This is a genomic window from Lacicoccus alkaliphilus DSM 16010, assembly GCF_900142805.1.
GTDB classification, from domain to species: domain Bacteria; phylum Bacillota; class Bacilli; order Staphylococcales; family Salinicoccaceae; genus Lacicoccus; species Lacicoccus alkaliphilus.
In genome coordinates this window covers 13,653-34,876 of the sequence record NZ_FRCF01000005.1, presented here as the reverse complement: position 1 = coordinate 34,876, position 21,224 = coordinate 13,653, and the positions used below count along the sequence as shown (strand labels likewise).

The 21,224-nt window shown below is 51.0% G+C and carries 21 protein-coding genes; 11 read left to right on the top strand and 10 right to left on the bottom strand.

What is annotated here, in order from left to right; translation table 11 throughout:
* Window positions 1–51 precede the first annotated feature (51 nt).
* Complete coding sequence (locus tag BUA12_RS07510; protein ID WP_072709964.1) at window positions 52–786, top strand: MBL fold metallo-hydrolase; 735 nt, start codon at window positions 52–54, stop codon at window positions 784–786.
* A 180-nt stretch (window positions 787–966) separates the two neighbouring features.
* Here BUA12_RS07510 and BUA12_RS07505 read toward each other — a convergent pair whose 3' ends face one another.
* The 4 genes from BUA12_RS07505 to BUA12_RS07490 all read right to left on the bottom strand — a co-directional run bounded on the left by BUA12_RS07505 (window position 967) and on the right by BUA12_RS07490 (window position 3,950).
* Window positions 967–1,281: a general stress protein gene (locus BUA12_RS07505; protein WP_072709962.1), complete on the bottom strand. Its 315-nt coding sequence runs from the start codon at window positions 1,279–1,281 to the stop codon at window positions 967–969.
* 148 nt (window positions 1,282–1,429) lie between these two features.
* Complete coding sequence (locus BUA12_RS07500; RefSeq protein ID WP_072709960.1) at window positions 1,430–2,236, bottom strand: YsnF/AvaK domain-containing protein; 807 nt, start codon at window positions 2,234–2,236, stop codon at window positions 1,430–1,432.
* 130 nt (window positions 2,237–2,366) lie between these two features.
* Window positions 2,367–2,717, bottom strand: a complete 351-nt coding sequence (locus tag BUA12_RS07495) for a DoxX family protein (protein WP_072709958.1) — start codon at window positions 2,715–2,717, stop codon at window positions 2,367–2,369.
* A 132-nt stretch (window positions 2,718–2,849) separates the two neighbouring features.
* Window positions 2,850–3,950, bottom strand: coding sequence for a YkvI family membrane protein (locus tag BUA12_RS07490; protein ID WP_072709956.1), 1,101 nt, complete (start codon window positions 3,948–3,950; stop codon window positions 2,850–2,852).
* A gap of 229 nt (window positions 3,951–4,179) precedes the next feature.
* On the opposite strand from BUA12_RS07490, the gene BUA12_RS07485 reads away from it, so the two are divergent.
* Window positions 4,180–5,340, top strand: coding sequence for a Zn-dependent hydrolase (locus BUA12_RS07485; RefSeq protein WP_072709955.1), 1,161 nt, complete (start codon window positions 4,180–4,182; stop codon window positions 5,338–5,340).
* A 178-nt stretch (window positions 5,341–5,518) separates the two neighbouring features.
* On the opposite strand, the gene BUA12_RS07480 is transcribed toward BUA12_RS07485, so the two are convergent.
* Both BUA12_RS07480 and BUA12_RS07475 read right to left on the bottom strand, forming a co-directional pair.
* Window positions 5,519–7,108: a M20/M25/M40 family metallo-hydrolase gene (locus BUA12_RS07480; RefSeq protein ID WP_072709954.1), complete on the bottom strand. Its 1,590-nt coding sequence runs from the start codon at window positions 7,106–7,108 to the stop codon at window positions 5,519–5,521.
* Window positions 7,109–7,120: 12 nt separating this feature from the next.
* Window positions 7,121–7,783 carry a GntR family transcriptional regulator gene (locus BUA12_RS07475; protein WP_072709953.1) on the bottom strand — a complete coding sequence of 221 codons (663 nt, stop codon included), beginning with the start codon at window positions 7,781–7,783 and terminating at the stop codon, window positions 7,121–7,123.
* Window positions 7,784–8,060: 277 nt separating this feature from the next.
* Here BUA12_RS07475 and BUA12_RS07470 point away from each other — a divergent pair, with 277 nt between their 5' ends.
* From BUA12_RS07470 to BUA12_RS07450, 5 genes are all read left to right on the top strand, one after another.
* Window positions 8,061–9,092, top strand: coding sequence for a DctP family TRAP transporter solute-binding subunit (locus tag BUA12_RS07470; protein ID WP_245772775.1), 1,032 nt, complete (start codon window positions 8,061–8,063; stop codon window positions 9,090–9,092).
* Window positions 9,093–9,128: 36 nt separating this feature from the next.
* Entirely contained in the window at window positions 9,129–9,599 is a 471-nt protein-coding gene (locus BUA12_RS07465) for a TRAP transporter small permease (RefSeq protein ID WP_072709952.1), read from the top strand.
* On the top strand, window positions 9,596–10,879 hold the full coding sequence (locus BUA12_RS07460) for a TRAP transporter large permease (protein WP_072709951.1): 1,284 nt from the start codon (window positions 9,596–9,598) through the stop codon (window positions 10,877–10,879). Before BUA12_RS07465 ends, BUA12_RS07460 begins: the two co-directional genes overlap by 4 nt.
* Before the next feature lie 10 nt (window positions 10,880–10,889).
* Window positions 10,890–11,222 (top strand): cupin domain-containing protein, encoded by a 333-nt coding sequence (locus BUA12_RS07455; RefSeq protein ID WP_072709950.1) that lies wholly within the window; start codon window positions 10,890–10,892, stop codon window positions 11,220–11,222.
* Window positions 11,223–11,339: 117 nt separating this feature from the next.
* Window positions 11,340–12,404, top strand: coding sequence for a YkvI family membrane protein (locus BUA12_RS07450; RefSeq protein WP_072709949.1), 1,065 nt, complete (start codon window positions 11,340–11,342; stop codon window positions 12,402–12,404).
* 174 nt (window positions 12,405–12,578) lie between these two features.
* Here the strand turns inward: BUA12_RS07450 and BUA12_RS07445 are convergent, their stop codons facing one another.
* The 3 genes from BUA12_RS07445 to BUA12_RS07435 form a co-directional block, all read right to left on the bottom strand.
* Window positions 12,579–13,382: a DUF1828 domain-containing protein gene (locus tag BUA12_RS07445; RefSeq protein ID WP_072709948.1), complete on the bottom strand. Its 804-nt coding sequence runs from the start codon at window positions 13,380–13,382 to the stop codon at window positions 12,579–12,581.
* Window positions 13,383–13,393: 11 nt separating this feature from the next.
* Window positions 13,394–13,858 carry a DUF6978 family protein gene (locus BUA12_RS13040; RefSeq protein ID WP_072709947.1) on the bottom strand — a complete coding sequence of 155 codons (465 nt, stop codon included), beginning with the start codon at window positions 13,856–13,858 and terminating at the stop codon, window positions 13,394–13,396.
* Between the two features lie 132 nt (window positions 13,859–13,990).
* On the bottom strand, window positions 13,991–16,024 hold the full coding sequence (locus BUA12_RS07435; protein WP_072709945.1) for a LysM peptidoglycan-binding domain-containing protein: 2,034 nt from the start codon (window positions 16,022–16,024) through the stop codon (window positions 13,991–13,993).
* 265 nt (window positions 16,025–16,289) lie between these two features.
* On the opposite strand from BUA12_RS07435, the gene BUA12_RS07430 reads away from it, so the two are divergent.
* Genes BUA12_RS07430 through BUA12_RS07420 form a run of 3 tightly spaced genes read left to right on the top strand, consistent with a single transcriptional unit; the run spans window position 16,290 to window position 17,855 of the window.
* Entirely contained in the window at window positions 16,290–16,505 is a 216-nt protein-coding gene (locus BUA12_RS07430) for a hypothetical protein (RefSeq protein ID WP_072709943.1), read from the top strand.
* A gap of 17 nt (window positions 16,506–16,522) precedes the next feature.
* A complete protein-coding gene (locus tag BUA12_RS07425; protein WP_072709941.1) occupies window positions 16,523–16,849 on the top strand; it encodes a DUF3219 family protein in 327 nt (108 codons plus the stop codon).
* A 1-nt stretch (window position 16,850) separates the two neighbouring features.
* Window positions 16,851–17,855: an LLM class flavin-dependent oxidoreductase gene (locus BUA12_RS07420; protein ID WP_072709939.1), complete on the top strand. Its 1,005-nt coding sequence runs from the start codon at window positions 16,851–16,853 to the stop codon at window positions 17,853–17,855.
* 162 nt (window positions 17,856–18,017) lie between these two features.
* On the opposite strand, the gene BUA12_RS07415 is transcribed toward BUA12_RS07420, so the two are convergent.
* Window positions 18,018–19,202: an amidohydrolase gene (locus tag BUA12_RS07415; RefSeq protein WP_072709937.1), complete on the bottom strand. Its 1,185-nt coding sequence runs from the start codon at window positions 19,200–19,202 to the stop codon at window positions 18,018–18,020.
* Between the two features lie 404 nt (window positions 19,203–19,606).
* Between BUA12_RS07415 and BUA12_RS07410 the strand changes: the two genes are divergently transcribed.
* Entirely contained in the window at window positions 19,607–21,124 is a 1,518-nt protein-coding gene (locus BUA12_RS07410) for an SLC13 family permease (protein ID WP_072710063.1), read from the top strand.
* Window positions 21,125–21,224 lie beyond the last annotated feature (100 nt).

Sequence of the window (21,224 nt, the reverse complement as noted above, 5' to 3'; positions counted from 1 at the left end):
ACCATGATATGATGGATTTACATCAACTTTTAAAAGTCAGGGGTGTATGCAATGAAATGTACAATCGTCGGCATGTGGGGCGGCTTCCCGAAAAAGGATGCACCGACGTCCGGCTATCTGATCGAAAAGGACGGTTTCGCGATCGTGCTCGATGCAGGCAGCGGGGTGGCGGCCCACGTGCAGAGCTACATCGAACTGAACGAAGTGGATCATCTGTTCCTCTCCCATTACCACTATGACCACTCGGTCGACCTCGGCGCCTTCATGTTCGGCCGCATGATCGGCACGTACATCGACCAGGCGGAAGGGGCGCTCAACATCTACGGGCCGGAGGATGCAGACATCAGAAAGCAGGTGGAGGATACGCAGTTCAATACGTTCCACCCGTACGACAAGAACAGCAGCTTCAACGTCGGGCCGTTCACGGTGACATTCCACAAGAACACCCATCCGGTCGAGACGTATGCGATGAAAATCATTGATGACACGGGCAAAACGCTCATCTACACCGCGGATACGAGCTATCAGGACAGCCTCGCCGAATTTGCGGAAGGCGCCGATGTCCTCATCACCGAATGCAGCCATTATGAAGGGGAGGATGCGGAGCGGCTCGGCCATATGAACGCGGAAGAAGCGGCCATGTTGGCAGAAAAGTCCGGTGCGAAAAAGACCATCCTCTCCCACCTGCCGCACTACGGTAACACAGAAGAGCTGCTCCAAACTGTACAATCTGCAGGAGTCGAAGACGTCAAACTCGCTGAAACAGGCATGGTCATCAACATATGAAAGACGGGACTCGGACATCAGTCCTCAAAAAAAGTATTGATTGAATGAAAGAGACGAAAAATCCGTCCGTCTGACTCCCGGGGGAACAGCATCTGCGCAAGACTACAGGCTTGCGCGATGCCCCGGGAAAGCAGACGTACGGATTTATTTTTCATTTAAAATTCTGTCCAATACCGTTCTTCATGCATCCTCAACATACAGCACGATCTGATCCTCTTCCAGTGCTTTCCTGTAGACGAACTGCTCATGTTCGGTCAAGTCGAGTGTATCGATCGCCTTTTCTTCCCGGCTCTTCACCGCCATCATGGACTTGAATTTCTTCCACGGGCCCATCTCCTCCGCCTGATAGTGGATGCCGGTGAATGTCGACTTCGTGGTGGAGAGGGCCGAATTTGCGATGACCGTCATCTGGGGTTCCTTTATGCCATCTTTGAGTAAGCGATCTATCTGTTTCATCAATAGCATTTCACTTGGAAATGATTCGATTTTGCCCATTTTGTCCTCCTGCAGCGTATTTTCAATAATTTCATCTTAACAGAATCATTACTGAAATGACGGCCCGGCGTGTCCCGGACGGACAAAGTTCGGATTTTGGCCATAAATGAAAAAGGAGCACAGGCCCGGCCTGTACTCCATACTTAATTTATAACCGCTTATCCAGGTTGCTACGTTCTTCGCCCCGGTCCACCTTTTCCGTGACATCGATGTCCTCATGGTGGACCACTTCGGAGATATGCTTGTTCTCCGTGACGATCTTCTTCCGGATGATCACTTCTTCAGTGACCACATGTTCCTTCACGATCTTGATCCGTTCCTTGGTGATCGGGATGCGGATGACATCCACGTCATCGCCCGGATCGTCATAGCTGTACTCCTCGAATAACGGCTCGCCCTCGATCGGACGGCGTTCGACGGTCACTTCCTCGCGGTCGACCGGCACATCGAACTCCTGCACTTCCGAATCGGTGCGCTTGTTGACGACGACCTCACCGACCTGCTGGCGCTCCTTATCGACGACCAGCTCCTCCTTCCGGAGCTGGATGCTTTCCTCATCACCCTCCGCCGGACGGCGCGGCCGTTCCGGATCCTGATAATCATACGATTCATTTCCATCCGTGAAGCGGTAGAACGAATGGTCGTCATAATCGATGTAGAGGAGCAGGCGGCCCGCTTCCAGGTGATTCTCATACTCTTCCTTCTCACGCCCGGTCAGTTCAAGCGTATCCATCACCTTATTATTGGGGTCATCGCCCTGGAACCATGAGACGATGCTGCCCCATGTATCCGTCTCCGTGGTTCTTTGATTCAAACCCGCAAACCTCGGACTGACGTCCTCAACACCGTATTTGGATATCACGGTCATCCGGTCTTCTGCGAGTCCGTCGGATCTAAGCTGCTCCACCCTGTCCAACATTGCGCTCTCGGTTGTAAAAGATTCAATTCTGCCCATATTTTCAGCCTCCATATCATTTACATCAATCTATAGAATTATTCCCCGTCCGGTATGACTTGAAACAGTAAGCTTAAATGATTCAGGAAATAAAAACCCGGGGCACTTTGAAAGTCCCCCGGCGTCATCTTCATTTCTTCAGTTTTTCGAGACTATCCGACATCACCCACTGCAGCGGGAGCCTCAAAATCAGTATCCACCGGGGCACATGGGAGAGGCCGATCTTCGACCGGTGCGTCAGCATGTAGATGTTTGCCGGATACACCGCCCATAAAAATGCCTGCATGGAAGTGATGTGCCAATTTCTATACTTATTGAACAACAGCATCAGGCCGAAAATCAGCTCCAGCACTCCGGTGAACAGCGCAAGGAACTTCTTGAAGGGGACGAACCCCGGTATGATGTTCGCAAACCGCTCGGGTGTGAGAAAGTGGGCTATTCCGGCCACAGTGAAAACAGTACCCATGATCATCCTTTTCATTTTTCAACACTCCAACCTCGTTTGATTTCATAAGTATAAGCCTGCCATAAAATAATTACAATGATACTCCCGCACCACACAAAAAGCCACCGGAAAATTTTCCGGTGGCTGCTTCCCCAAATCATAAAAATACTATATCTGCTTCGGTGCCTTCGCTTTGCGCTTGACGATGAATTCGCCCGTCACTTTGCTCTTCACCCATAATCCGGTCAAAAGCACTGCTATCGCGATGCCGAGGTAGCCGAGGATCGGATAGAAGAAGTTCACGAGATCCACGAAGCCGACGAGGCTTAAGAAATACCCGGCTGTGACGCTCGCGGTGAGCGCCGTCTTATAGCGCCTCGAGTACGGCGTCCAGAATCTCGTCAGGAACGGATACAGCATGCCGACCGCCGTATTGTAAATGATCAGCAGCATGACGATGGTGAGTGCGAGTGACAGTGTCGGATGGATCTCCGCTGCCAGCACGAGTGTCGGCAGGTCCGCCGTGGATGTCACATCAATCTTCGCAAGCAGTCCGCCGTTCATCAGCAGCATGAGTATCAAAAGTATGATGCCGCCGTATAATCCGCCGCGTTTTGCGACTTTCATGGTGGACTGCGATCCGACGATGGACAGGATGCTGAATGCCATCGCGAGCACGATGCCGCTGTATGTAATCGCTTCAAGCCACCAGATGCCCGTCGGCGTCTTTGCCGTGTCCGTATACTGTCCGACTTCCGATAGCGGTACGGACGGGTTGAACAGGCTGAATGCTGCGATGATCATCACGATGACGATCAGTGCCGGTGTGACCGCGCCGAGCGTCGTCAATATTTTATCGAAGCCCATGGTCAGTGTGATCAGCACGGCGAATGCCATGATCAGTGAACCGAGCCATGCCGGCAGGCCGAAACTTTCATTGAATGCAGAACCGCCGCCTGCAAGCATGATGATCATCACACCATATAAGAAGAATACCAGTATATAATCGACGATAGTGCCGAGCCTTTCCCCGAACAACATCTTGATGGGCCCGAGGTGCGAGTCTGCGTCGAGCCTATGGCCGAGTTTCGCCGCCTGCCTGCCGATGAACATGATGACGACGGCCGACAGTATCACCGCTGCATAACTCATCAATCCATAATTGGTGAAGAATTGTAGGATTTCCTGCCCGGTCGAGAAACCTGCGCCGAGGACGACCCCTACATAGGCGAATCCTATTTTAATCGCGTTCTTATTTGCTGAACTCAAAAATGATCATCTCCTAAGTATTTTGTTATAATTGTTTTACGAATCGTTCAAATATGTTTGTGGTATCAGAGGATTGGAAGCATTCAGGGGATTTGGGGAAATTAATGTGAATTTTGGAACACAAGTATCATTGTAAACATACATGACACTGCTTTGTCAAAACTGCATCCCGTTCTGCCGGGATTTGAAGCGGTTACAACACAGCAGGCATGAGGGAAGGAGAATTTTTATGGAAATGAACATGGAACGCCTGATGAGTATGCTGGAAGAGCTGAATTCGATCACGGACGACGGGGAGGGGATGACGCGCCCTGCGTTCTCCGATTTTGAAGACCGGGCCCATGAATGGTTCATCGGGAAGTGCAGGGCACTCGGGCTCCGCACCCACCAGGATGCCTTCGGCAACAGCTTCGGGACGATCGGGCCGGAAGGGCGGGGGGTGCTCGCAGGGTCCCACCTGGATACGGTCAACAACGGCGGGGAATACGACGGTGCACTCGGGGTCATCACCGCACTCGAGACGGCGGCGGTGCTGCTCGAAAGCGGGGTTGAGCTTGAAAAACCGATGACGGTCGTCGCCTTCAGGGCGGAGGAGGTCGGCCTCGTCGGCAGCAGCGTCTTCACGGACACACTCGAGCGGGGTGACGATTTTGAGGAGAGGCTCGCGGAAATGAACCGGACCGTGGCGGCCGTCGATGATTCGATCGGCTACGCGGACTACACGGATTATCTGGAGCTCCATATCGAGCAGGGCAAACATCTCGAGTCGAAGGATCTGAACATCGGCATCGTCAACTCGATTGCGAGCCTGCACCGCATGATCGTCGACGTCCACGGGGAAGCGGGTCATGCCGGCACGATCGGCATGGCGGAGCGGGATGATGCGCTGATGCATACGGCGAAGATACTCAACGCGTTCGAAAACATCGTCCAATCATACGGGCCGCCGTTCGTCGGCACGGTCGGGACGCTTGAAGTGTCCCCGGCATCGCCGAACGTCATCCCGGGCAGGGTCCGCTTCTCCATCGACCTGCGCGGCGATGATATGGAGACGCTGAATGAAATCAAGGCGCGCTTCAAAACATTTGCGGAGACCAACTACAATGTGGACATCGCCGAAACGCCGGCGAAGGCGCCGGCACACATGTCGGATGACATCATGGACCACATCAAGGCGGCATGCGAAGCGGCCGGCGCCGGATATGACGTCATGACGAGCGGGGCGAACCATGATGCCAATCCGCTCTCGCGGCGCATGAATGCCGGCATGATCTTCATCCCGAGCAAGGATGGCATCAGCCACAATCCGGCGGAATACTCTTCGGATGAAGATATACAGAAGGGCGCCGAAGTGATGCTCGGCACCGTCAGGAGACTGCTGGACGCATAAAGGGGATGGCACATCAGTCCTGAAAAAAGTATGAATTGAATGAAAGAGACGAAAAATCCGTACGTTTGACTCCTGGGGGAACAGCATCTGCGCAAGACTACAGGCTTGCGCGATGCCCCAGGAAAGCAACCGTACGGATTTATTTTTTCATATAAAATTCTGTCCCAGCCCCAATTTTCTATGCCTTGAAGAAGTGGCGTATGATGTCCTGCAGCAGGGTGGGTGTGGTTTTGAAGGCGCTCTCCTTATGCAGCCGCTCGGTCAGTTTGTGCGGATCTTTGCCGAAGGGGCCGATGTTGATGAACGGCGTATCGAGCGCCTCCATATCCTTAAACGGTATGGTGTACGTCTCACCCCATACAGGGGTGTTCGCTTCATAGCTCTTCCAGCTCTCGGCATCGCCCTGGTAGGCGACATAGCTGAGGTCGGATATGCCGTTGAAGTAATTGATGACGCTGACGTCGATATCCCGGCTGCCGAGCGTCTCCTCGGTATAGTCCGTGATGCTTTGGATCAGCGGGTCCCCGGTGTTGTTGACCGGCGGATAGTAGGGCGGGGCGAAATAATTGACCGCCACCGGGGCGAGCTCCCGGCATTCCTCCATCAAATCATCGATGATCATCGTGCTCCTCACCCGATCATCGAGGAAGTCGTTGCCCGTGTACAGATCCATGATCTCACGCACCCGCGCTTCTCCGAGCTTCTCAACCGCGTAACGGGAGAGTTCGGTGTAGGACATGACGGTGACTTCGAACGGTCGGCTGACGGCGTTCGTTTCCATGATCCGTTCATAATCCCTCTGGAGCTCGGCCATCGAGTCATTGACCAGCCCTTCGTATTTGCCGAATATCTCATCGGCCTGCTGCTTCAGCGTGAAGACGTTCGAGAGGCTGGCGACATGGTTCGTCGTCTGCGTCGAATAATCATTTTTCAGATCCATCGTCTTCAGCGTGATGGGCGGCGGTGTGGATTCATTCATGTCCTCTTCCCTGAAGACATCCGAAAACTCCAGATTTTTGGTCAGATACGCACTCATGTATAAGGCATTCAGGCCCTTCAGCGGTTCACCGGCATGCGTCTCCACGCCGTAGAACAGCGTGGCCGGCATGATCTTGCCGATGGAGCCCGTATAGATGTAGTACTTGTCATCATCCGGATGCAGGCTGAAGCTCGGTTCGCTGTTGAGGATGAGGCTGTAGGTGAGTCCGTGCGTTTCCCTGAATGCATTGAGGTGCGCCACCGCATGGCGCATGCCGGCGGAATCGACTTCCTCATCCGGGACCGTGAGCACGATGACGTTGACCGCCCATGACTCATGGATTGCTCTTTCGAGTATGTTCATATGAAGCGCGAGTCCCATCTTCATATCCATGATCCCCCGGCCGAACAAGTACTCGCCGCTTGCGATATCCTTTACGACGTCGGGTTTGAAGCCGGCCCTGTGCGCCTCGTAATGCCGGGTCAGTGCGTCGACATCGAATGCCATATGTTCATTCTTGCCGAACTCATCGGTGTGCACCGTGTCGAAATGGCTGATCAGTATGACCGTGTCTGCATTCGCCTCCTTCATATAGGCGGCGGTGAGGGCATGCCTCGCGCGGCCGCTGTCGATCAGGTCGATGTTCAAATGCTCCCGGGGCAGCGTCGCTTCCATTTCCGCTTTCAGTTTATGCGGGAAGTCGATCTCCCCCTGCGTGCCCGAGCGGCTGTCCCATCTCACCAACATTTTGATGAGGTCTTCAAGTTGAGATTCAGATTGCCAATTCATATCATGTGCCCCTTACTTCTGGTTTTCGTAAAATTTCATGAAACGCTGTTCCACGTTGCTTAAATGCAGGATCATCTTATTCCGTGCCGTGATGTGGCTCTTATCCTCGATGGCCGTGAGAATGTCCCGGTGTTCAGACAGCGCATCGCCCGCACTGGCCGGCACCGTGCTCGACAGCAGGAGGAATGCCCGGCTCAAGTCATTATTGTATCTTTCGACCACCTTCTTCAGTTCCTCATTAGGGTTCAAGTCGATGAAGATGGCGTGGAATGCCCTGTCATATGTCATGAAATCGGAATAATTGTCCGCCTTGATGGCTGCCGCCTGCTGTGCGAGGTTGTCCCGCAGCAGGCTGATGACGGCATCATCCACTTTCGGCAGCACCTTCTCCAAATTGTAGACTTCGAGCACATACCTGAGTTCGAGGAATTCAAGCGACTTATCCTTCGTGAATTCTGCGACGACTGCGGGTGCACCGCTCTGCTGCACGACGAGCCCCTCGGCTGCGAGCCGCGCGAGCGTATCCCTGAAAGGGGTGCGGCTGATGCCGAGCTGTCTGGCATACCGTTCCTCCGGCAGGGCATCCCCGGCCGACAGCTCCCCGGTCAGTATGGATGCCTTGATGATGTCGTACGCCTGGTCGGACAATCGGACGGTCCTGTGGATCTTCTTCATATGCATACCTCCTGGGTAGTCTTCATTGCGGCGGTCTGAAAAGCAGGATGAAACGTTCGGTATACAGTATACTGATTTTTATGATAGCACTTTCATTTCCAAATATCCAAAGAAATTTGACCTCATTTATAGAAATGCACACCATTTTAATGTTGAAACGCCATCCATATCAAAGAATATTCTTAAAATTGTAAATATGAGTTGACTGGAAAAAAGGATTCCTGTATCTTTTAGTATACAGTATACTTGCAAGCGATTTCAATTAGGGGGAGTTAATATGAAACTTATGAAGACGGGTGTTTTATCACTCATGGTGCTGGCTATGGCCGCATGCGGCAACGGAGAAGAAGACGGAGAGGGCAACGGTGAAGAGAGCGGTTCCGGCGAAAGCGTGACGCTGCAGCTCGGGCATGCACTGTCACCGGGCACACCGGCTGCCGATCAGATAGATGCGGTCGCTGAGAATGTGGCTGAAAGGACGGACGGGCGCGTGGAACTGGATATCTATCCGGACAGCCAGCTCGGTTCCGAAACTGAGATGCTCGAGCAGATCCAGGTCGGCAGCATGCAGGCCGGTGCCATCATGGTCGGCAGCATGCAGACGCTGGACAACAGGATGGCGATCGAAGATCTGCCATACATGTGGGCGGACATCGAAAATGCGAGGGAAGCCTACAGGGGCGAGTTCGGTGAAGAGCTTGCAGGCATCATGGACGAACAGGGTATGACACAGATCGGTTATCTCGAGTGGGGCTTCAGGCACATCACGAACAACGACCGTCCGATCGTCGAGCCGGAAGATCTTGAAGGCATGAACATACGTGTGGCTGAAACTGCACTGCGTGTGGATGCTTTCGAACAGGTCGGCGCGCTGCCGACGGTCATGGCATTCAGTGAAGTATACGGCGCACTCCAGCAGGGCGCACTCGATGCCCAGGAGAACCCGCTCGCGAACATCGTTGCACCGAGATTCTACGAAGTCCAGGATTACCTTTCACTGACGGGCCATTTCTATAATACGGTCATGGTCGTCGCTGAGAGCGACATCTGGGACGATATATCCGAAGAGGACCAGCAGGTGATCATCGAGGAATTCGATGAGGCTTCCGAAGTCGTCCAGAATGAAAACGATGAAATGGAAGGGGAATACCTGGCTGAACTTGAGGAAAACGGCATGGAAATCAATGACAACGTCAACACTGAAGCATTCAGGGAAGCGATGCTCCCCGTCTATGAAGAATGGGAAGAGGATGTATTCGGCGAAGAGATGATGGATATATATCGTGAGGCATCAGGATGGGAAGAGTAACTCTTCCCTTTCTTTTTCAAGAGGGAGGCTCGGAAGATGAAAAAAGTAGTCGCAACCATAGTTGCCGCGGCAGTCGTCATCATCATGACCTTGTTGACGGGCACGGTGCTGCTGCAGGTCATCACGCGGGGCATCGGCTATTCGATGCCGGGCACTGAAGAATTTTCACGGCTGATGATCGTCTGGCTGACATTTCTCGGGAGCAGTCTCGCGTTTTATGAAAAGATGCACCTCGCCGTGACGTTCTTTGTGCGTAAATTCAAGCCGGGCGCGAGGAAATACCTTCAGGCGGCGGTGAACGTGCTGATCATCACGTTCTACCTCATCGTCATCTATTACGGCACACTGCTGTCCATCACGGCGCTGGGATCGACTTCATCGACGCTGCAGATTCCGATGTCGGCCTTCTACATGGCGATACCGGTCAGCGGAATCTTCGCGATCTTTTTCATCATCTCAGGCATCTTTGAGAATCCGGTGGAAAATGAAGAGGGGGCGAATGTATGATCATCATGATATTGATTTCATTCTTCCTCCTATTGTTCCTCGGTGTGCCGATCGCTTACATACTCGGGATCGTCACGGTGGTCGCACTGTTCTCGACGGGTGTGTCGAATGAAATACTCGTGCAGCGGATGTTTTCCGGTGTGGACAACTTCTCGTACCTTGCGATCCCGTTGTTCATACTTGCCGGCAACATCATGGGCGAGGGTGGTCTCACGACGCGCCTGATGCGCTTTGCGAAGGCGCTGCTCGGCAAGCTGCCGGGCGGCACGGCTGTCACGACCGTCGTGACTACGGCCTTGTTCGGCTCGGTGTCCGGTTCGACCGTCGCGACGACGTATGCGGTCGGTTCGGTGCTCGTGCCGAAGCTGAAGGAGGAGAAGTACTCAAATTCCTTCATCGCAAGCGTCATCGGGCCGGCGGGGGTGCTCGGTTTGATCATCCCGCCGAGCATCACGATGGTCATCCTCGGCATCACCGCGAACATCTCCATCGGGGATTTGTTCCTTGCGGGCATCATCCCGGGTGTCATACTGACCGTCATCATGTGCGTCTATGTGGCGTTCATGGCGAAGAAGGAAGGCTTCGGCGCTGCAGAGCATGAGAAGGTCGGCGGTCGGGAGATGTTCACGATCACGAGGCAGGCGATTCTGCCGCTGCTCGCGCCGATATTCATCCTCGGCAGCATATTCTCCGGGTTTGCGACGGCGACCGAAGCGGCGGTCATCGCGGTGGCCTACGGGTTCATCCTCGCGATGTTCTACGGGGAACTGTCGATCAAAAAGTTCATCAAGATCATGCAGAATTCGGCCGTGACGTCGGCGACGATCCTCATCATCATATCGCTCGCCAGCGGGTTCACGTATGTGCTCACGGCGAACAGGATCCCGGCGGAGATATCGAACTTCTTCCTGGAGTTCGCGGACTCGCCGCTCATGTTCCTGCTGATCGTCTCGCTCATACTGCTGATACTCGGCACGCTGACGGAAGTGACGTCGCTGATCGTGCTGCTGAGCCCGATCTTCATGCCGATCGCACAGCAGTACGGCATCGATCCGGTGCACTTCGGCATGGTGATGATCATGAACTTCGCACTCGCGAACATCACACCGCCGGTCGGGCTGTCCCTCATCGCAGGCTGCAGCATCACCGACCGAAAGATGGGCATCGAAGATACACTGCCGTACATCCTCCATGTCCTCGCGATCATCGGCGTGATGGTGCTGCTGATTATCCTGTTCCCTGCCATATCGACATTCCTGCCGGACCTGGTGGGCGGATAGGAGGGATGAGATGATCTACCGTACTGATGAAAAGATGCAAATCGAAAACCTCCACGGCGGCAGCGGGGTCGTCACGATTGAAAAGTGCAGCACCGACGGCCATCATGCCTTCAAGGCGGTCGTCAAAGTGACGGTGCCGCCCGGTGCCACCATCGGCTTCCACAAACATGAGGAAGACTACGAAGGCTACTATATAATGGAAGGAACCGGCCGATTCCATGAGAATTCGGGCAGTTCGGAAGTTTCCGCAGGGGATTTCTGCCTGATCGATGAAGGCGGTTCCCACGGCATCGACAATACAGGCAGCGGGAAAATGACGATCTTCGCCGTCGTGATGAAATGAAAAAAGCAGGCCGCCGGCCTGCTTTTTTCATGCAACCAAAACGCAAAGACTCAAATTTTACATTAATCAGAAAAGTCGGTATAATGGAGACTTATCTTGCATAAAAGGGGTTTGAAAATGAACAGGGAAATTTGGAAAATAGCGTTCGCCTATACCGGCGTCATCGTCGGTGCCGGGTTCTCGACCGGACAGGAGATCCTCCAGTTCTTCACGAACCACGGGCTCTACAGCTATGCGGCCATATTATTGTCCGGCCTCATGGTGCTGTTCATCGGACGGCAGGCGACGAAATTCGGATACCGCATCCAGGCGGATTCACATAAGGCACCGATATTCACGATGTTCGGAAAAGTCACAGGTACGATCATCGATTACTTATTCGTCTTCTTCCTGTACGGCATCGCCGTCATCATGTTTGCCGGCGCAGGCTCTGCCTTCAATGAGAGCTTCGGTCTGCCTACATGGCTCGGGACGCTCATCATGGTGTGCTTCATCGTCATCACGCTGATGCTCGATTTCGATAAGATCGTCGCGGCACTCGGGGTCGTGACGCCGTTCCTGATTGCGGTCGTCGTCATCATTGCGATGCTGAACATCTTCAATCCGCAGGTGCCGCTCGATACCGTCGATGCACTGGCTGATGCGTCACGCACACCGAGCGGTGTCTGGTTCCTGGACGGCGCGATGTATGCAGGCTTCACACTCGCAACGGCATTCAGCTTCCTGTCCATCATGGGCGCGAATGCATCCAGCCACAAGGCGGCGGCACGCGGCGGACTGCTCGGCGGTGTGGTCATCACGGTGCTCATGCTGCTGATCAATGCGGCACTCATCTCGAATATGGATGTGGTGAACGACATCGCACTGCCGACGCTCGCACTCGCTGCGAACATCCACCCGGCACTGCAGCTCACACTGGCGATCGTCATGCTGCTGGTCATCTACAACACCGGCGTCGGTGTCCTGTATCCGTTCCTGAAACGCTACAGTGAGCCGTACACGAAAAAGTACTACACGATCCTCATCATTGCGGCGGTCGTCGGATACTTCCTGAGCTTCGTCGGCTTCGTCGAACTCGTCGGCATCGTCTATCCCGCATTCGGGATACTCGGTCTCCTGATCGGCCTCGGCCTCACCAGCCGCTGGTTCATGAACAAAAGCTCAAGGAAAGAGTTGCTGTAAATAAAAGAGGCCGGGACAGAGTTTTATATGAAAAATAAATCCGTACATTTGCTTTCCTGGGGCATCGCGCAAGCCTGTAGTCTTGCGCGATGCTGTCCCCCGGGAGTAAAACGTACGGATTTTACTATCTGTAATTTAATCTATATTTTTTTATGAGTTTTGATCCTAAACCCTTTATGCTGTTTTACTGAATTTATTTTCAATTTTATTCTTTTCTTCAAAAGAGAATATTTCCACCCCGTACTCTTCCATCATGGTGAGGACAGAGGATGGGATCGATTCTAAATCTTGATGAATGATATTTAATCGGGAATCGGTATTATAAGTCATGTTTCTGTATTCTTCTACATCCTGCCAATCAAAAAGAATATTTTTTGCATTATTATTGTTGAGGCTTTTCATAATTTTGATGTACTCGGTTCGTCTGCCAGGAAAGGTCAGGTCAAATTTGTGAATAAGTTTTGATTTCCCTTGAACACTGACATCGGGGAACACCTGAGGATAAAGTTTATCCCGATTTTCTAGGAAATAATTCATGACTTCATCTTTGAACAAACTGATGGTTGTTTCTCTTCTTGTGATGGCTAAATTACTGACATTTGCTAGTGCCAGGATAAAATCATGAAGTGTTTGAGATAAATTGGCTTTGGTAGTCAACTTATTTATTTCATGATTAGTTTCATCAAAATTTAAATCATCGTAAGTAATGATGTTCCTGAATAATTGGTACTTCTTTGATTTTTTATCACTAATCAAGTCTACTCCTGCTATTTCCAAATTCCATAATGTTTCTCCAAAATCAGAAAGATAATATCTGTCTCCACTTTTAGAAACATTTACCGAAATAGAGTCACCAAAAAAGTCTAACATTGGAGAGTATATTTCCATGCTTTCGTCCTCTAAAGAAATGAATTGGTGATTATTTTTTAGCCAATTGTAATAATTTTCGCTTATATCTTTAATTTCCTCCGTGTACATCGAGACACCCCCTAAAATAAATGTGGACTGATGGTAAGTTTACCTTGGTAGTAAGTATTAGTAAAATCCAATAACTGTATAAGCTGAACTTCCGGGTCAGAAGAGTCTTTAAAGCTTGAATATGGTAAAGAAAAAGCTTTCATATATGTTTTGCTATCTCCTTTATCATGAAATTCATCTGCTGAAAAGATATTGATTCTGTTACCGAAAACTTTTTTATCATCAGCATTTTTATGAAAACCTTCATTCAAATTTATTCTTATTATACAGTAATTATAGACTAATTCACGAAAATTCAAACTTGCTTTGCCGGGACGGATAAAATAATCTAAACAAAATTTGCTTTGATCGGTGGTGGAAGTAATGGAGAGTTTGCCTCTACTTGGCTTAGATAAACTAACATTGTGTTTTCTTAATAAATTTTTCGTTAAAGCAATCAAATCTTGAACGTCATCATCAGTCAAATGAATAGTCATATTATCACCACTATATGTTATATTTTATCCATTATATAATGTAAGCGCTTTACATTCCACTGGAGTGAGCTAAATCATTAAAAATAAAAAATCCCGCTTAGGAGTAAGCGGGACGATCTATATTAAGGGGGATTAATGAATGAAATTATGATTCGCCGCTTGTGATGCAGACAGTGTCCTGAATGATTTGCCGCCCAGACCGTTGCTCCAGTTCATCTCGGAGATCATGATCGAGCCGTCCGGATTCACCTGCTCGACGACACCCACGTGCCCGAAGCTGTATGCACCGTTGGACCAAGCATTCGACTGGATGATGGCACCGACGGATGGTGTGTTGTTTACAGCGAGACCCTGGGAACGAGCTGCGTTTGCCCAGTTATAGGCATTGCCCCAGCTGCCGCTTGCCGGCTTGCCGAGCTGCTTGCGGCGTTCGAAAGCGTACCATGTACATTCACCGTGCGGATACCAGTTCGTGCCGTATGAAGCTGACGGGTTGGCAGGTGCCTGTACTTCAGGCTCCTGGACTTCTTCGACGACAGGTTCAGATTCAACAACCTCTTCCACTTCAGGTTCAGGTGCCGGTTCAGGCTGAACCACCTCTGGAGTTTCTTCAACTGCTTCTTCCTCAACCGGTGCAGAAACCTCTTCCTGTACTGGTTCAGCCGGACGGTTGTCGACCAGGTCAAGGGTGAGACCTGGGTAGATCAGTACTGAATCCATTTCGTTGTAGGCCATGATGTCGTTGTAGTTCATGCCGGCTCTCTTCGCGATGCTTGCCAGTGTGTCGCCGCTTTGAACCGTGTAGGAATCACCGGTGATGTTGGAAGGTGCAGGCTCAGCAGCCGGCTCTTCCTCAACTGCAGGCGTCTCTTCAACTTCCTCTTGAGCAGATTCTTCTTCGACTGACGGTGCTTCTTCCTCAACAACTTCTTCAGGTGCTTCTTCGGCCGCAGGTTCTTCTGCTTCAACCTCTTCCTCTTGAGCAGGTTCCTCTTCAACTGCAGGTTCCTCAGCTTCAACTTCTTCTACAGCTGGTTCTTCCTCGACTGCAGCTTCTTCCTCTTGGACAGGTACTTCCTCAGCTACAGGTGCTTCAACCTCAACCTCTTCCTCAACTGCAGGCGCCTCTTCAACTGCCGGTTCTTCATCTTCTTCTACGACAGTCTCTTCAGTCGGTGCTTCTTCAATTACAGGTGTCTCAGCCTCAACTTCTTCTTCAACTGCAGGTGCTTCTTCAGCCTCTTCTACAGCTGGTTCTTCTGCTTCCACGACTGTTTCTTCAACAGGTGCTTCTACAGCTGCCGGCTCTTCGACTTCCTCTGTCACAGCTTCTTCTGCAGGTGTTTCCGCTGGAGCTCCCCCTTCAACGACAGTGTCGACTTCTTCCTGAACAGGTGCTTCAGCCTCAACTTCTTCCACGACTGTTTCTTCAACAGGCGCTTCTACAGCTGCCGGCTCTTCTGTTGCAGTTTCTTCTTCAACAACATCAATTTCCTCGACCGGAGCTGCCTCGTCAGCCGGTGCTTCATCTTCTGCAACCACTTCAGTTTGTGCTCCGCCTTTGAGCTTAAGCACATCTCCCGGGTAGATCACATAGTCGGTCAGACCATTGATTGCCATCAATGTGCGGTATGTCATGCCGTGTTCAGTGGCGATGCGGTAGAGTGTATCACCCGGTTTTACGGTATATGTATCCGCGCTCTCCTGAACCTCTTCAACAACAGCTTCCGTCTCTTCTGTTTCAACTTTGACTGTTTTCTTCGGTTCAGCTTTCTCAGCGCCATCCTTTAAAGTCAATGTCTGATTGACGAGGATGAGGTCACTGGATAAGTTGTTCCATTTCTTCAAGTCCGCGACAGAAACGTTATGCCTGTTGCCGATGCCCCATAGTGTGTCGCCCGCTTTGACGGTGTATGTGGATGGTGCAGCCGTCGTGGATGATGTATTGGATAGGTTCAACTGGCTGCCCGCACGGATCAGGTCCGATGACAGGTTGTTGAAGTCCTTGAGCTGATCGACCGTGAGGCCATTCGACTTCGCGATGCTCCAAAGCGTATCGCCGCTGACTATGGGATGGACACTGCTTGTGTCCGCTGATGCATCCTGCGTGAGACCATAAGTTGAAATCGCTGCTGTGGCTGTTAATGCCGTGATGACCTTTTTCATATAAGGGAGTACCTCCTGAAGTTTTTTATGAAATTTTCGAATTGTCGGAAGAATTCGCAATTAATTATCAACAGCACCTATATTATCAGATAAAATATGAAAAAGGTCCTTTGTAACACAACTGTAATGCAACTAAAACAATTGTAAAAAAATCATCAATAATTTACTAATTGAGAATCTTTACACCCAAAAAGGCCCTTCAAGTTTCGTATGGCCTCCCACAGTGTATTATGAATAGTAGAAGGAATATGAAGGAGGCGGAACCATGGCCAAGAAAATGATCACCATCTATAATGTACGCGGGGATTCGACGGAAATCGTCCAGCCGGATGCGGTGGAGAACCTGATCGGGGTGTTTTCAAGGAAGATCGATACGACGCAGTTCATCCATGTGGAGCTGGATGAAGGGAAGACGCTCCTGATCAATCCGAACCTTGTGACGAGCGTGTCGATCCAGGAAATCGAGAACAGACAATATTAGGAGAGTGTAGAGCATTGATGGAAGAGATTTTGGTGTTGAATGGCAAGGAAATCAGCCTCAGCGATTACAAGGAAAAACCGATTTTCGCAGAAGGTGTCGGATCCGGTGCACAGGATGTGGAGGAGATCACGGTGACATTCCCCGTGACGAAGGACGTCTACAGTGAGACGGCCGGACTCCTGTATGAGCGTGTGCTGGATGTGGAAGTGCCGGGGCGCGGTCTTTCGTTCCGCGGTGAAATCATCAATTTCTACAGTGGCATCATCAATCTGTATGAAGCGGATGAGACGGAAGCGGATGAGTATACGGTGACGTTCAAGAACGTCGGAAATATCGGTGCATGATATGAAGCTCGGCATATTGGATCAGGCGCCCATCTCAAAAGGGAGTACGGCAGGTGATGCGCTGCAGGATGCAGTCCGTCTTGCTCAGACTGGTGAGTCACTCGGTTACGAGAGATTCTGGCTTGCCGAGCATCACGCGATGCTCGGGTTTGCCTCGAGTACACCGGAAGTGACGCTTGCCGCCATCGGCAGCCGGACGGATAATATCAGGATAGGTTCCGGTGCGACGCTCATCCCGTACTACAGTCCGTATAAGGTGGCGGAGAACTACCATACTTTGGGGACGCTTTTCCCGGGCAGGGTGGATCTTGGCATCGGACGCGCGCCCGGCGGCCCGGCGGAAGCGACGGAAGCGTTGAACAAGGAGTATTTGAAGAACGTGTTCGCGAACGAAGACCGGGTTGCAGAACTCATGGGCTACATTCACCATGACAACCACACCAGTAAGCTCAAGATGAGTCCGCTTGCGGATCCGCCGCCTGAAGTGTGGATGCTCGGCACAAGTGTGAAGAGTGCGGAACTGGCAGGGAAGCTCGGCATGAATTACTGCTTCGGCTACTTCATGTCGAATGCCGGTGATATGCGTGAAGTGCTGGATACGTACAGGAACAGCTTCACACCTCGGAAAGAAGGGCAGAAACCGCAAGTGATGGTGACCGTCACCGCGTTCACCGCGGAAAGCGAGGCGCGTGCCCGTGATATTGCGATGAGTTCAATCGTCTGGGGCATCGAGAGGGAGCGGTCATTCGGTGAAAGCGGCGAGAATGACGGTCTCCCGAGTGTGGAGGATGCGAAGCGCTTCGAATTGACTGCAGAAGAACGTGACAATGTGGAGAAGCGGCTTCAAAACATGTTCGTCGGCACCGGGGGTGATATCGCCGCCCGGCTGAAAAGTCTTGCGGCTGAAGCGGAAGCGGACGAAATCATGATCTCCACGAACACGTACTCGATTGAAGACAAGCTCAAGTCATTCGAACTGTTGAAGAAAGCAATGGACGAAGTTTAAGTATGTATAATTAAAGAAAGTATAAAATGATAAACACTAAACCCGTACATCTGACTCCTTGGGGAAAAGCGTCAGCGTGAGATTACAAGCTCACGCGACGCCCCAGGAAAGCAGGTGTACGGGTTTCTTTTTAATATTGATTACTTATCAGTTTTAAAAGATTTATTGTTCTTCGCCGTTGTAATCAAACACTGTGGCGATGAAGAGTTTGCCGATATTGATCATGGCGCGCTCATCCACATCGAAGTTCGGATGGTGGTGCGGGTAGACGTCGGCCTTGTCCTCGAGGGCTCCGCCGACGATGAAGAAGCTGCCTGGACGTTCCTGCAGGTAATATCCGAAGTCCTCCATGCTGGTCTGTGGCTTGATGTCGATGACGTTCTCCTCGCCCATGACCTGTCTCTGCACTTCCAAAATGCGGACGGTCTCATCATCGTCATTCACGACGACAGGGTAGCCGCGTGTGTAATTGATGTCGGCACTCATACCGTACGCATCGGCGATGCCTTTCGTGAGCTGCTTGATCCGTTCCTCAGCATTATCGCGCGTCTCATCATCAAGCGTACGGACGGTGCCCTTCAGTTCGACTTTGTCCGGGATGACGTTGAAGTTCGGCTGGCCGGTGTTGAACGTCGTGACGGAGACCACACCGGAGTTGAGCGGATCGGTATCACGACTCACGATCGTCTGCAGGCTTTGGAAGAGGGTGGTCGCGACAGTCAGCGGATCTTTGTTGTGCTGCGGCATGCCGGCATGTCCGCCCTTGCCCTGTATGGTGATTTCAAAAGTGTCCCCGCTTGCCATGAATGCGCCCGGCAGTGCACCGACTTTACCGAAAGGCATGGTGGAGATGACGTGTGCACCGAATACGGCATCGACGCCGTCAAGGCAGCCGTCCTCAATCATGAATTTTGCACCGCCTGGAATCACTTCTTCCGCAAACTGGTGCAGGAAGACGACCTTGCCCGGCACCTCATCCTTGTTCTGGAGCAACACTTTTGCGACGTGGAGCAGTGTCGATGTATGGACGTCGTGTCCGCATGCATGCATTACGCCGTCGATTTTGGATTTGTACTCGACATCCTTTGCGTCCTGAATCGGCAGGGCATCGAAGTCTGCACGGAGTGCAACCGTCTTGCCGGGTTTGCCGCCTTCGAGTGTCGCGACGACACCGCGTCCGCCGACTTTCGTCCGTACGTCCTCAAGACCGAGATCTTTGTAGAACTGTGCAATCTTTTCGGGTGTCTTCTCCTCGTGGTGGGAGAGTTCCGGGTACATATGCATATCCCGACGGAAATCCACCATATTATCGAATTCCTCTTCCAATGCTTTGAATAATATTTCCATTACGAAATCAACCTCCTGATATTTGACTATTTCAAATTCAATCTCACTGCCATTTTATCAGATTGTGCATGGATATATACAAAAGAAAGATGCATGCCGCACTGATGTGGAAGATTGAATCAACCTACAGCTAATACAAGTCTTATACCCAAAACTCCAAAGGTGTAAAAGAGACATATTAAAGAGTAAAAAAGACTATAGCTTAAATATTCTGTATATGTTAAATTCATCTCATTATACTTTTATTGATAAGGGAGGAAACGGTTTTGAGTAAGCGCAAACATGATTCAAATTTCAGAAAATTCAGCGAAAAAGATTCGTCTTTTGTTAAGAAAAGTTATGACAATATATGGCGGGAATCCCGGCGTACGAAGTCACTTTTGAAGTTCTTCAGTTCGGAGGATATGAAGAAGGCGGTGGGGGACAAAGAGGAAGAGTATTCCGGCTACCCATCATACAATAAACTCCAGATGACCGGACTGATTCTTGGTCCGCTGTTGTTCATATTGACATTGTTGTTCCTCGATACGGAAGGGCTTGATCAAAACGGCGTCTTCGTCGTTGCATCCGCGTTATGGATTGCGACATGGTGGATGACCGAAGCCATACCGATCCCGGCAACTTCACTCCTGCCGTTGTTCCTGTTCCCGATGGGCGGCGTAATGGACAGCGGGACGGTGTCCAGTTCATACGGAGCAGACATCATATTCCTGTTCCTCGGCGGTTTCCTGCTCGCAGTTGCGATGGAGAAATGGAACTTACATACAAGGGTTGCACTGACCATCATCCGTGCGATCGGCACGACATCTGCCACGATTATGCTTGGATTTATGATTGCGACGGCGCTTCTTTCAATGTTTGTATCGAACACTGCAGCGGTGATGATCATGATTCCAATCGGTCTTGCGATCATCAAGGAGGCGCATGCGTTAACAACCGAGGAGCATGGCGGTGATGTGACGAAGTTCGAAAAGCAGCTCGTTCTTGGAATCGGTTACGCAGGCACCATCGGCGGCCTCGGTACACTAATCGGTACGCCGCCGCTCATCATACTTGCAGGACAGATGAACGAACTGTTCGGCTATGATATGAGTTTTGCACAGTATATGCTGATTGGTGTACCGACGGTCATCATCCTGCTTGCGATTGCATGGGTCTATATGACTTATTTCGCATTCAAACATGATCTGAAGGAACTGCCGGGTGGCAAGAAGATCATCAACCAGGAATATGAAGCGCTTGGTAAGACGACGAAAGAAGAAAAATGGGTGCTTGCGATATTCCTGTTTGCGGCATCGATGTGGATACTGCGCGGATTCGTCTTCGAACACTTTGCATTTTTGGAGCTGCTGACGGACGGATCGATTGCGATGATCGCAGCCGTGCTTCTGTTCCTTATCCCAACAAGAAGACAGAACGGCCGTATACTCGACTGGTCGGTTTCAAAAGACCTGCCTTGGGGTGTGCTGTTACTCTTCGGTGGCGGTTTGGCACTTGCTGCGGCAATTGTTGAAACGGGTGTGGATGCATGGCTTGGTGAGCTGCTTGCGAATATCGAAGGTATGCCTATCATAATCATGATCGGTATTGTTGCACTGATGATTCTGTTCCTGACAGAGTTCACTTCGAACACGGCAACAGCAACGATGATCCTTCCAGTATTGGCAGGTCTTTCGATGGCGGTAGATGTCCATCCGTTGGCGTTGATGCTTCCAGCTGCGATGGCTGCGAACTGTGCGTTCATGCTGCCGGTCGGTACACCGCCTAACGCAATCGTCTTTGGTACAGGGAAAATCTCTATCCAGGAGATGGCGAAGACCGGTTTCGCTTTGAACATCATTGCATTGATCATCATTGTCGGCTTCACCTACCTGGCACTGCCGGTGGTTTACGGTATTGATTTGAATAGCTTTCCATTCTAGTGTTCAATGAGAGTAGTATAAATGGTACAGTCAAAAAGGACTGTACCATTTTCTTTTCTGAAAAAAGATATTCTGAATACCTAGTTGTTTATATAATTTA

Bases quoted from the DNA above. Each gene is read 5' to 3' on its own strand.
- BUA12_RS07500 (WP_072709960.1), bottom strand. From the start codon at position 2,236: ATGGGCAGAATTGAATCTTTTACAACCGAGAGCGCAATGTTGGACAGG.
- BUA12_RS07475 (WP_072709953.1), bottom strand. From the start codon at position 7,783: ATGAAGAAGATCCACAGGACCGTCCGATTGTCCGACCAGGCGTACGAC.
- BUA12_RS07460 (WP_072709951.1), top strand. From the start codon at position 9,596: ATGATCATCATGATATTGATTTCATTCTTCCTCCTATTGTTCCTCGGT.
- BUA12_RS07410 (WP_072710063.1), top strand. From the start codon at position 19,607: ATGAAGAAGGCGGTGGGGGACAAAGAGGAAGAGTATTCCGGCTACCCA.
- BUA12_RS07425 (WP_072709941.1), top strand. From the start codon at position 16,523: ATGGAAGAGATTTTGGTGTTGAATGGCAAGGAAATCAGCCTCAGCGAT.
- BUA12_RS07505 (WP_072709962.1), bottom strand. From the start codon at position 1,281: ATGGGCAAAATCGAATCATTTCCAAGTGAAATGCTATTGATGAAACAG.
- BUA12_RS07480 (WP_072709954.1), bottom strand. From the start codon at position 7,108: ATGAATTGGCAATCTGAATCTCAACTTGAAGACCTCATCAAAATGTTG.
- BUA12_RS07435 (WP_072709945.1), bottom strand. From the start codon at position 16,024: ATGAAAAAGGTCATCACGGCATTAACAGCCACAGCAGCGATTTCAACT.
- BUA12_RS07470 (WP_245772775.1), top strand. From the start codon at position 8,061: ATGAAACTTATGAAGACGGGTGTTTTATCACTCATGGTGCTGGCTATG.
- BUA12_RS07445 (WP_072709948.1), bottom strand. From the start codon at position 13,382: ATGTACACGGAGGAAATTAAAGATATAAGCGAAAATTATTACAATTGG.
- BUA12_RS07510 (WP_072709964.1), top strand. From the start codon at position 52: ATGAAATGTACAATCGTCGGCATGTGGGGCGGCTTCCCGAAAAAGGAT.
- BUA12_RS13040 (WP_072709947.1), bottom strand. From the start codon at position 13,858: ATGACTATTCATTTGACTGATGATGACGTTCAAGATTTGATTGCTTTA.
- BUA12_RS07455 (WP_072709950.1), top strand. From the start codon at position 10,890: ATGATCTACCGTACTGATGAAAAGATGCAAATCGAAAACCTCCACGGC.
- BUA12_RS07420 (WP_072709939.1), top strand. From the start codon at position 16,851: ATGAAGCTCGGCATATTGGATCAGGCGCCCATCTCAAAAGGGAGTACG.
- BUA12_RS07495 (WP_072709958.1), bottom strand. From the start codon at position 2,717: ATGAAAAGGATGATCATGGGTACTGTTTTCACTGTGGCCGGAATAGCC.
- BUA12_RS07415 (WP_072709937.1), bottom strand. From the start codon at position 19,202: ATGGAAATATTATTCAAAGCATTGGAAGAGGAATTCGATAATATGGTG.
- BUA12_RS07485 (WP_072709955.1), top strand. From the start codon at position 4,180: ATGGAAATGAACATGGAACGCCTGATGAGTATGCTGGAAGAGCTGAAT.
- BUA12_RS07450 (WP_072709949.1), top strand. From the start codon at position 11,340: ATGAACAGGGAAATTTGGAAAATAGCGTTCGCCTATACCGGCGTCATC.
- BUA12_RS07465 (WP_072709952.1), top strand. From the start codon at position 9,129: ATGAAAAAAGTAGTCGCAACCATAGTTGCCGCGGCAGTCGTCATCATC.
- BUA12_RS07430 (WP_072709943.1), top strand. From the start codon at position 16,290: ATGGCCAAGAAAATGATCACCATCTATAATGTACGCGGGGATTCGACG.